Annotated in this window: 9 protein-coding genes and 1 pseudogene; 3 read left to right on the top strand and 7 right to left on the bottom strand. The window is 52.3% G+C overall.

Annotated features, from left to right (window positions below; translation table 11 throughout):
* Nucleotides 1-225 (bottom strand): annotated as a pseudogene (locus tag ABJQ89_RS01285) (30S ribosomal protein S7); the annotation flags it as partial.
* A 12-nt stretch (nt 226-237) separates the two neighbouring features.
* Nucleotides 238-609, bottom strand: coding sequence for a 30S ribosomal protein S12 (rpsL, locus tag ABJQ89_RS01280; RefSeq protein WP_009828243.1), 372 nt, complete (start codon nt 607-609; stop codon nt 238-240).
* A 360-nt stretch (nt 610-969) separates the two neighbouring features.
* On the opposite strand from rpsL, the gene ABJQ89_RS01275 reads away from it, so the two are divergent.
* Nucleotides 970-1,770, top strand: coding sequence for a putative rhamnosyl transferase (locus tag ABJQ89_RS01275; RefSeq protein WP_348494466.1), 801 nt, complete (start codon nt 970-972; stop codon nt 1,768-1,770).
* On the opposite strand, the gene ABJQ89_RS01270 is transcribed toward ABJQ89_RS01275, so the two are convergent.
* Both ABJQ89_RS01270 and ABJQ89_RS01265 read right to left on the bottom strand, forming a co-directional pair.
* Nucleotides 1,767-2,654 (bottom strand): DMT family transporter, encoded by an 888-nt coding sequence (locus tag ABJQ89_RS01270; protein WP_348494465.1) that lies wholly within the window; start codon nt 2,652-2,654, stop codon nt 1,767-1,769. The two genes, ABJQ89_RS01275 and ABJQ89_RS01270, sit on opposite strands and share 4 nt — an antisense overlap.
* Nucleotides 2,655-2,726: 72 nt before the next feature.
* Nucleotides 2,727-3,677, bottom strand: coding sequence for a cytochrome c family protein (locus ABJQ89_RS01265; protein ID WP_348494464.1), 951 nt, complete (start codon nt 3,675-3,677; stop codon nt 2,727-2,729).
* 90 nt (nt 3,678-3,767) lie between these two features.
* Here ABJQ89_RS01265 and ABJQ89_RS01260 point away from each other — a divergent pair, with 90 nt between their 5' ends.
* Both ABJQ89_RS01260 and ABJQ89_RS01255 read left to right on the top strand, forming a co-directional pair.
* Entirely contained in the window at nt 3,768-4,298 is a 531-nt protein-coding gene (locus ABJQ89_RS01260; protein ID WP_348494463.1) for an RNA polymerase sigma factor, read from the top strand.
* Nucleotides 4,295-5,035, top strand: coding sequence for a hypothetical protein (locus ABJQ89_RS01255; RefSeq protein ID WP_348494462.1), 741 nt, complete (start codon nt 4,295-4,297; stop codon nt 5,033-5,035). The genes ABJQ89_RS01260 and ABJQ89_RS01255 overlap by 4 nt, the downstream gene beginning before the upstream one ends.
* A gap of 31 nt (nt 5,036-5,066) precedes the next feature.
* Here the strand turns inward: ABJQ89_RS01255 and ABJQ89_RS01250 are convergent, their stop codons facing one another.
* The 3 genes from ABJQ89_RS01250 to rpoC form a co-directional block, all read right to left on the bottom strand.
* Nucleotides 5,067-5,666 (bottom strand): short chain dehydrogenase, encoded by a 600-nt coding sequence (locus ABJQ89_RS01250; protein WP_348494461.1) that lies wholly within the window; start codon nt 5,664-5,666, stop codon nt 5,067-5,069.
* Nucleotides 5,657-6,025 carry a MerR family transcriptional regulator gene (locus ABJQ89_RS01245; RefSeq protein WP_348494460.1) on the bottom strand — a complete coding sequence of 123 codons (369 nt, stop codon included), beginning with the start codon at nt 6,023-6,025 and terminating at the stop codon, nt 5,657-5,659. Before ABJQ89_RS01245 ends, ABJQ89_RS01250 begins: the two co-directional genes overlap by 10 nt.
* A gap of 138 nt (nt 6,026-6,163) precedes the next feature.
* On the bottom strand, nt 6,164-10,249 hold a 4,086-nt coding region (rpoC, locus tag ABJQ89_RS01240; RefSeq protein WP_348494459.1), incomplete at its 5' end, for a DNA-directed RNA polymerase subunit beta'.

Here is a 10,249-nt window from a genome sequence, read left to right as displayed (position 1 = left end):
CACTTCGACGGATGGTTTGATGTTGTCCAATGCTTCGTGGAACACTTCGATTGGCGCGCGTTTGATCTTGTCTTCAACGCGAGTCATTGCGCTGTAAACGATACGCTCAGCGACCGATTTCTTACCATCGATCATCAAGTTGTTCATGAATTTTGTGAGAACGCGGTCACCAAACTTTGCGTCTGGTAGAACTTCGCGTTTTTCTGCGGCGTGACGACGTGACATATCAGCCTCTCCTTACTTAGGACGCTTCGCGCCGTATTTCGAACGACGTTGCTTACGATCTTTGACGCCCTGAGTATCCAGAACACCGCGAAGAATGTGGTAACGCACACCGGGCAAATCTTTTACACGACCGCCGCGGATCAGAACCACAGAGTGTTCCTGAAGGTTGTGGCTTTCACCGGGAATGTACGAAATCACTTCGAAACCGTTTGTCAGGCGCACTTTGGCAACCTTACGCATAGCGGAGTTCGGCTTTTTCGGAGTTGTTGTATAAACGCGTGTGCAAACACCGCGTTTCTGTGGGCACTGCTCTAGGTGCTGCGACTTAGAGCGCTTGATTTTAGGCTGACGCGGTTTGCGGATCAGCTGTTGGATCGTTGGCATAGAAGGTGTCTTCCCCATCTCTCAACTTAGTTTTGCCGCGTGCATGTAACATGCGCGTGACGCGAAATCTGCCGTGCCGTGGAGCACAATCGCCTGAAAACAAGCGAAAAAACCGCAAGCGTTCCCATTCCGAGGTGAACGTCGCGGTTTGGTTTCAGAGGTCGCTGGCTATAGGTGCCAAGGACTTGACCACAGTCGATATGATATCGGCAAATAGAGTTCCCCCTAGAGCCGGATAGCGCGCGTATAGGGGGAGTCGCTTTAGCTGTCAACAGTTGCAGGCATTCGCCTTAATCTCTTGCTGCTTATAGCCCAGAGTGACATGTTGTGAGACATTGCAAATAGTCATTGGAACACCACGTGCAAGTCATCGGATTATGCCGCTTTTCATACCCCGCAATCGGCGGTTTTCAAGTCGAACATGACAGCATCGAAGAACGCATTGCCTATCTCTACGATGAAACCCGCCTTGCGCAGCGTTTCGCCCTTTTCCAAAACGTCGCCCTGCCCTGCCTTCGCGCGCAAACGGATCAGGATTTCACCTTTATCATCGTGATCGGAGAAAGCCTGCCAGAACAGCACATCGCGCGTCTGCTTCAGATCACCAAAGACATCCCGCAAATTCAGATCCAAGCGCATCCGCCACTGCCTCAGCGCCAGATCATGAAACGGGTTTTGCAGGACGCACGCATCTCGCCGCATGAGCCATGCTTGCAATTTCGCCATGACGATGACGATGCCGTCGCCGTAAACTTCATAGAGCGGTTACGAAAGGCGCAGCGGGACAGCGCGACGCTCTGCGCGCAACACCGCGCCGTCGCCTTTGATTTCAACATGGGATACATCGCTGAGTTTAACGCATCCGGCATCGCCGCGTCAGAAATTTATCGCCCCTTCAACGTCGCCGCCCTTGGCATGTATGTGAAAGGGAACGATCCTCTGACAATCATGAACTTCGCACATGATAAATTGCCGCGTTTCATGCCTGCGGTGAGTTTTCCAGATGAGCGGATGTTCGTGCGCGCGCATCACGCGTTCAACGACGCGCGGCAGAAGAAGGTTAAGCATATTCCGGTAGAACCTTTAAGCGAAGATCAGGAGTTGGAGTTCCTCAAACGCTTTGCCATCAACGCCGATCACATCCGCGAAACCTTCGCTTAGCGCCGTTTTGCCCGCGCTTCGCGGTAAAGCGTGAAGACACCTGTTACGACAATAAGCGCCGCCCCTGCAAAGGTGAGTGGATCAGGCCATTCGCCAAAGAAGACAAAGCCCAGCACCAGCGCCCAGAGCATCGCGGTAAATCGGAAGGGTGAGGTAAAGCTAACCTCGCCAACACGCATAACCATCACAGAAAACACATAGCCCCCGATAATAAAGATGGAGGCCGCCAACAGCATCACTATTTGCGCGCCATTCATGCTCACCCAGCCGCCTGACACAGCCCCTGCGCCACCCGCAAAAACTGTCACAAAAAGCGATCCGATCAATGTCACAGTGAGCGATGGCACCTCTTTACTCAGGCGCCGCGCCGCCAAATCGCGCAGGGTCACACATAAAACCGCGATAAGCACGTAGACCGAATGCACCGTGAAGCCGTCTGTCCCGGGTTTTACGATCAGCAACATGCCACAAAACCCGACCAAAATCGCTAAGAGGCGCCGCCAACCGATGGCCTCTTTAAAAACAAGCGCCGCGCCAAGCGTGACGGTTAAAGGCAACGTTTGGAGAATAGACACCACATTCGCGAAAGGCATATGCAGCAGAGCTGTCAAAAAGAAATATGCGGCAGCGACCTCAGCAAGCGAACGGGTAACAATGAGCGCACGATCCTTTGCAAGCTCAGGCCAACTCAAAGCCTTCAGATTGCGCGCAAGTAGATAGATCAAAACACTCGACAGAACACCGCGCAGAAACAGTACTTGTGACAGCGGAACATCAACGCCAATGCCTTTAATACAGAGATCATTGAATGTGAAAGCCGCCATAGAGCACATCATCAGAAGTGCACCTTTGGTGTTGTCAGAAAGATTCGCAAGGGATGTCATATCCCTCTATCCCCTATTCAACGTCCTGCGCATAGTCTGATTGCGACCTGCCCCTGCCTGCGGCTATTGGAATTAGTCAGCAGACTTATCAACGATGTAGGCAATCACGTTTGCGATGTCGGCGTCTTTCTTCAAACCCGGAAAGGCCATTTTGGTCTTGGGAAGAACATCTTTGGGCTTTGCAAGAAACGCACTCAGGGTGTCCACGTCCCAAACAAGACCGGACTCGGCCATCGCCTTGGAGTATCTGAAATCGCTAACTTGACCCGCGGGGGCGTTCACAATCTTGTAGAGCGACGGGCCTGATTTGTTTTTGCCTTCTTTGACTTCATGGCAGGCTTTGCATTTCTTAAAAACTTTCTTGCCAGCTTTCACATCGCCCAACATTTCAGCACTCAACGTGGTAACCGGGGCAGCGGGTGCTGCCTCGGCTTTCTTTTCATCCATGTTGAACATCAACCGGAAAGTAATTGGCACTGTGCGCGTGATGCCCGGCAATTTTGCCAGTTCCATCAACTTATCGACACCTGCATTGATCCCCAGATCTACGGTGCTCAGATAAATCATGTCATTGCTTGTGACCATGACCTGACCGTCAGACAAACGCGCGACCATAACTTCGGCGTCCAGTTCGACCTCTTGCCCCAAGAACGACAAGACCACTTCAATATCTTGCAGCGCAACGGAACCTGCCGCCAATCCCGCGATCTCGTCCATATCGATTTCTGCGCTCAACGCCGCTGAAGCCGCACCTTTGAACACATGCTCGTTGAAGCGTTCATTACGGATATCGATGTTGGTTTGAACCGACGTCAAATCGATCTCGACCTTAGCAGCGCCATCCGCACCAACCATGCCGCTCAAAGCTTCAAAGCTGTGAACTTCACCAATCGTGTCCTTTTTCACCGACCCGAAAGCCAAACGCGAATTGTCGCCGTCGAGCGTCCAGCTGTCCGCCGATGCCATTGTACCGATTGCTGCCACCGCGAGTGTGGCGATACATGTCTTTAGTGTTTTGAACATTAGTTCCCTCCCTAACGAAATATTTAGAAGCGACCGCAGTGTTTTTACGGTAGCTTATTTGGAGAACACGCAAGGGCGGTCCTTTATTCGATGGTTTTTAAAAAATTCTTCAAAAAGAGTTTTGAAGCTTCTTTGGAGGAGCACTTACCCGCCATCTGGCGGTTTGCACTTTCTATGTCAGGACGCCCTGACGTCGCGGATGATCTGCTACAAGCCACGTGCCTGCGCGCGCTCGAAAAACAAGAACAGTTTATTGAAGGCAGCTCGCTCATTGCATGGCTTTTGACGATTTGCCGCTCGATCTGGCTTAACGAGCTACGCAGCGTCGCGGTGCGCAAGACTGGAAGCTTAGAGCCTGCGCAACTAAATGAGATTGCGAGCGATGCATCGCCGGTCGAAATGAATATTTTCGCTTCTGAGGTGTATACACATATGATGTCCCTGCCCGAGGCGCAGCGCGAAACCTGTTATCTGGTCTATGTACAGAATTTCAGCTATCGCGAAGCGGCTGAGTTATTGGACGTTCCGATAGGTACCGTGATGAGCCGTTTGGCGACAGCGCGAAGCAAATTGGCCCCTTTGAACGATGTGCCGTCCGGCACAAGGAGAGACAACGCATGATTTTGACAGATGATGATCTGCGCTCCTATTTGAATGGCGCTTCGGGAACGGCTCAACGCGTGGCTATTGAGGCCGCGCTCGCGCAGGGTGATCAAGACATCGAAGATCGGTTGCGCGCGCTCGATCCGCTTTCACAAGAAATGTTGAACGCCTTTACGAATTTGCCCGACGAAGCGCGTTTGGATGATGCCAAAGCACTTATCAATGCGTCAGCGCATCGCCGCCCGTCCAACAAATGGGCTGCGCTGGCTGCAGCTTTGGTTTTAGGTTTAGGTGTAGGTTGGACTCTTCAAGGCACGAACGGGGCTGAACCAACCTTGTCCACTGATTGGCGCCACCACGTCGCACAGTATCAGGCGCTCTATGTGCCTCAAACCGTCGCCCAAACTGACAATCCCCGACTATCCGAACAATTTGATGTCGCCGAAGCAGCATTAGGTCGGGAATTCACGCGAGACGCTTTGCGCTCTTTCGGAGAGCTGGACCTCGTGCGCGTTCAAGTCTTGGGGTATGAGGGCCAAACCCTTATCCAAATGGCCTATCGCGATGCAGAGGGACGGCCATTCGCGCTTTGCCTGATGAAGGGACAAGACAGTGCTGGCGGCACTGAGGAATTGGCTGGTTTGGCCGCGCATAGCTGGTCTGAAGATGGCCTACGCTTGATCCTGATTGGCGGTGAAGACATCGGTTTTGTGGAAAAACACGCAAACATCGTGCAGGATCTGCCGTTCTCGTAACAGCAAATCCAAGAATACGCGTGAAAAGTTGTTATTCAACGATCAAAACCTGTCCGGTCAACCGACCTTCCACGCTTTTCGCATAGGCGCGTCCGACACGCTCAGAAGCGACAGGTTCGTGCCCGCAGAACCATTGCCCATACCGCGCGACGGAAACATCCAAAAGACCTGGGCTTACGACATTGATCCGCATTTGGCGCGGCATCTCAATCGATGATCCGACCACGAAACCAGCCAATGCACCATTCGCCGTCGCAGCCGCAACGCCCATTTCTATTGGATCACGATCAAGCACGCCGCTCGTCAATGTAAATGATCCACCGTCGTTAATCCGCGTTAGACCTGCGAGGACCAAATTGATCTGCCCCATCACTTTTTGCTGTAATCCAAAGCAGATGGATTCCGGGGTCTGTTCTTCCAAGCGTGCAAAATGTGCATCACCCGCCGTTACAACAACCGCATCGACGTTCTGAACGCGATCAAACATCTTGGAAACCTCAAGCGGATCGGACATGTCCAACTGAAAATCACCACTGCTGCGCCCGACGCGGATCAGATCATGTCGTTGTCCCAGTTCTGCGCAGGCCGCTTGACCAATGTCACCAGATGCCCCAACCACAATTATGCGCATTCGTTTGCTCCTAAAATCTGGTCATAGCGCCCGATTTTGTACGACAAGAGCGTCTTACACTTTTGCAACCGCGCTTCTGTCTCCTCCAAGATTACTTGGTGTTCACTCAAAATGCCTCTGCGCTCGCGGACGGTCGCGTCGCCCAATTGATACAAAGCGGCAAAATGCTTCATCTGTTTCATTGGCATTCCGGTTTCACGCAACGACGCTAGCAGCACGAGCCAATCAAGATCATTTTGTGAAAACCGCCTATGGCCGTCGCTGCCACGTTCAATTTTTGGCAACAGGCCAGCTTTCTCATAATACCGTATCGTATAAATCGATAAGCTGACGCGCTCGGATACTTCTGCAATTTTCATCGCTATGACTCTCCTTTCGTAAAACTCTAGGAGATTAGAGCAACTCTATGTCAACTGTATTTAGCCGATCACATAGAACGAAAAAGGCCCCTGCTGTTTCCAGCAAGGGCCTTTGTTAAATTCAATGAGAGACGCGCTTTAGTCTTCGCGGCTTTCTGGCGTATCGACAACATCAGCAGGAGTGCTGAATACATCACCAACAACGATATCATCCGTTGGCGCTGCAAGTGCTGCAGCCGCTTCCGCTTCGATACGGCGCGCTTCAACAACAACATTATCGCGATCTTGCGCAACGCGTTGCATCTGCTGTGTCGCACCGCCTGTACCGGCTGGGATCAAGCGGCCCACGATGACGTTCTCTTTGAGACCGACCAGTTTGTCCCGCTTGCCCTGTACGGATGCTTCCGTAAGAACGCGCGTTGTTTCCTGGAAGGACGCCGCAGAGATAAAGCTACGTGTCTGCAAGGACGCTTTGGTGATCCCGAGAAGGATCGGCTCGCCTGTTGCAGGTTTGTAGCCACGCTGAGCTGCCTTTTCATTGGCCGCAAGGAACTCCTGCTTATCGACGTGTTCGCCTTTGAGCAAAGTTGTCTGACCGCTGTCGAGGATTTCCCACTTCTGCAGCATCTGACGCACGATGACTTCGATGTGCTTGTCGTTAATCTTAACGCCTTGAAGACGATAAACGTCCTGCACTTCGTTGATCATGTAATCCGCCAGCGCTTCGACACCCATAATAGACAGAATGTCATGCGGCGCAGGGTTACCATCCATGATGTAATCGCCCTTGGAGACAAAATCACCTTCCTGAACAGGAATGTGCTTGCCCTTTGGCACCATGTATTCGACCGGATCGAGGCTTTCGTCTACAGGATCAATCGCAATACGGCGTTTGTTCTTGTAGTCTTTGCCAAAGCGGACGTGACCGTCGAGCTCTGCAATGATCGCGTGATCTTTAGGGCGACGTGCCTCAAAGAGTTCCGCAACCCGTGGCAGACCACCGGTAATATCCTTGGTCTTTGCACCTTCACGCGGGATACGCGCGACAACGTCACCGGCCTGCACTTCAACACCATCCTCGACAGAGAGGATCGCATCAACAGACATTGGGTACGTCACAGGATTGCCCGCATCATTGCGCACAGGCTCGCCGTCTTTATCCATGATGATAATTTCAGGCTTCAGCTCGTTACCCTTAGGCGCTGCACGCCAGTCGATAACGATCTTCTGTGTCATGCCCGTTGCTTCATCTGTCTCGTCGCGAACGGCGATACCAGAGGCAAGATCAACGAACTTCGCAGTACCTGCTTTTTCAGCGATGATTGGAAGCGTGTATGGATCCCATTCAAACAACTTGTCACCGCGGGCAATTTTCGCGCCTTCTGCAACAAACAACTTAGAACCGTACCCAAGCTTGTGGCTCGCACGCTCTTCGCCGTTCTCGTCGTTGATGATGAGCTTCATGTTACGGCCCATGACCATCGTGTCGCCAGATGCGTTCACAAGTGTTTGCGCGTTTTCAAAGACGATTGTGCCTTCTTGACCCGCTTCTTGGAACGATTGCTGACCACCTTGAGCAACGCCGCCGATGTGGAAGGTCCGCATCGTCAACTGTGTACCAGGCTCACCAATGGACTGCGCGGCAATAATACCGACCGCTTCACCAGAGTTGACCATCGTACCGCGTGCAAGGTCGCGACCGTAGCACATTGCGCAAACGCCTTCTTCGGCTTCACAGGTCAAAGGTGAACGGATGCGCATCGATGCAACGCCCGCCTCTTCAACCGCATCCGCCATACGTTCGTCAATAAGCGTACCTGTTGTCAGCATCACCTCATCGGTGCCCGGACGTACAACGTCCTGCGCAACGACGCGGCCCAGAACACGATCACCGAGGGAAGAAACAACTTCACCATCGTTAACCGCAGCTTCTGCTGTGATCATGTTCTCAGTTCCACAGTCGCGCATGCGCACGATGCAGTCTTGAGAAACGTCAACAAGACGACGTGTCAGGTAACCAGAGTTCGCTGTTTTCAAAGCCGTATCTGACAGACCCTTACGAGCACCGTGCGTAGAGTTGAAGTACTCTAGAACGGTCAGACCTTCTTTAAAGTTGGAGATAATTGGCGTTTCGATGATGTCGCCGTTCGGCTTTGCCATCAAACCGCGCATACCGCCCAGCTGTTTCATCTGTGTCACCGAGCCACGCGCACCGGAGTGAGCCATCATGTAGACCGAGTTCGGTTCCATTTCGGCGCCAGCATCGTCGTGACGAGCTGCAGAAATAGAGCCCATCATCGCGTCGGTGACTTTGTCGTTACATTTTGACCAAGCATCGACAACTTTGTTGTACTTTTCGCCCTGTGTGATCAGGCCGTCCATGTACTGCTGTTCAAAGTCTTTCACTTGATCGCGTGTCTCATCGACCAATGGCCACTTTGTTTCAGGGATCAGCATGTCATCCTTACCGAAGGAAATGCCGGCCTTAAACGCTTCGCGGAAGCCCATTGTCATGATCTGGTCACAGAAGATCACCGATTCTTTCTGACCACAGTAACGGTAGACCGTATCGATGACCTGCTGAACTTCCTTCTTACGCAGAAGGCGGTTCACCAATTCAAACGGTGCTTTCGCATTGAGCGGCAGAAGTGCGCCAAGACGAACACGACCCGGTGTAGTTTCAAAGCGCTGCTGCACTTCGAGGCCATCATCGTCGATCTGTGTGATACGTGCTGTGATCTTGGAGTGCAGGTGAACAACGCCGTTGTCCAGCGCGTGCTGAACTTCTTCGATGCTACCAAAGACCATGCCCTCGCCCTTCATACCCGTACGCTCAAGCGTCGTGTAATAGAGGCCCAAAATCATATCCTGTGATGGAACAATGATCGGTGCACCGTTTGCAGGTGACAGAACGTTGTTCGTGGACATCATCAGAACACGTGCTTCAAGCTGCGCTTCCAAAGATAGCGGTACGTGGACAGCCATTTGGTCACCGTCGAAGTCCGCGTTAAACGCAGAACAAACGAGCGGGTGCAGCTGGATCGCTTTACCTTCGATCAGAACGGGTTCGAACGCCTGAATGCCAAGACGGTGCAATGTAGGTGCACGGTTCAGCATAACGGGGTGTTCGCGAATAACCTCGTCCAAGATATCCCAAACTTCGGGACGCTCTTTTTCAACAAGTTTCTTCGCCTGTTTCACAGTGCTGGACAGACCTTTGGCATCCAGACGTGAATAGATGAACGGTTTGAACAGTTCCAAAGCCATCTTTTTGGGCAAGCCACACTGATGCAATTTCAGTTCCGGACCCGTCACAATGACAGAACGACCAGAGAAATCGACGCGCTTACCCAAAAGGTTTTGACGGAAACGACCTTGCTTACCTTTGAGCATGTCGCTCAAAGATTTCAAAGGACGCTTGTTTGCGCCTGTAATGACGCGGCCACGACGACCGTTGTCGAACAGAGCATCAACAGATTCTTGCAACATCCGCTTTTCGTTACGCACGATGATATCAGGCGCACGCAATTCGATCAGACGCTTCAGGCGGTTGTTACGGTTGATCACGCGGCGATAAAGATCGTTCAGATCGGACGTCGCGAAACGACCGCCATCCAGTGGAACAAGTGGGCGAAGCTCTGGCGGGATCACAGGGATCACGGTCAGGATCATCCACTCAGGACGGTTGCCAGATTCAAGGAAGCTCTCAACGACTTTAAGACGTTTGATGATCTTCTTTGGCTTGAGTTCACCTGTTGCTTCCGCAAGATCCGCGCGCAGCGTTTCAGCTTCAGACTCAAGGTCGATCTGCGCGAGCATTTCGCGGATCGCTTCAGCACCGATATTCGCAGTGAATGCGTCCATGCCGAAGGTGTCTTGAGCGTCCATGTACTCTTCTTCGGTCATCATTTGACCGTAAGTGAGGTCCGTGAGGCCTGGCTCGATCACAACGTAGTTTTCAAAGTAGAGAACACGCTCAAGATCACGCAAAGTCATGTCCAGCATCAGGCCGATCCGTGACGGAAGCGACTTGAGGAACCAGATGTGCGCAACTGGAGATGCCAATTCGATGTGGCCCATGCGCTCACGGCGGACTTTTTGCAGCGTAACTTCAACACCACATTTTTCGCAGACAACGCCGCGATACTTCATGCGCTTATATTTACCGCACAGGCATTCGTAATCTTTGATTGGTCGAAAGATACGCCCAGAGAACAGACCGTC

The sequence above is a fragment of the Planktotalea sp. genome (assembly GCF_039984035.1).
Classification (GTDB): Bacteria; Pseudomonadota; Alphaproteobacteria; order Rhodobacterales; family Rhodobacteraceae; genus Planktotalea.
The sequence above is the reverse complement of the archived record's forward strand: the minus strand, read 5'-3'. Positions and strand labels throughout refer to the sequence as shown.

Coding starts and splice junctions, on each gene's coding strand:
- ABJQ89_RS01245 (WP_348494460.1), bottom strand. CDS start 6,025: ATGAAAATTGCAGAAGTATCCGAGCGCGTCAGCTTATCGATTTATACG.
- ABJQ89_RS01265 (WP_348494464.1), bottom strand. CDS start 3,677: ATGTTCAAAACACTAAAGACATGTATCGCCACACTCGCGGTGGCAGCA.
- ABJQ89_RS01270 (WP_348494465.1), bottom strand. CDS start 2,654: ATGACATCCCTTGCGAATCTTTCTGACAACACCAAAGGTGCACTTCTG.
- rpsL (WP_009828243.1), bottom strand. CDS start 609: ATGCCAACGATCCAACAGCTGATCCGCAAACCGCGTCAGCCTAAAATC.
- ABJQ89_RS01255 (WP_348494462.1), top strand. CDS start 4,295: ATGATTTTGACAGATGATGATCTGCGCTCCTATTTGAATGGCGCTTCG.
- ABJQ89_RS01260 (WP_348494463.1), top strand. CDS start 3,768: ATGGTTTTTAAAAAATTCTTCAAAAAGAGTTTTGAAGCTTCTTTGGAG.
- ABJQ89_RS01250 (WP_348494461.1), bottom strand. CDS start 5,666: ATGCGCATAATTGTGGTTGGGGCATCTGGTGACATTGGTCAAGCGGCC.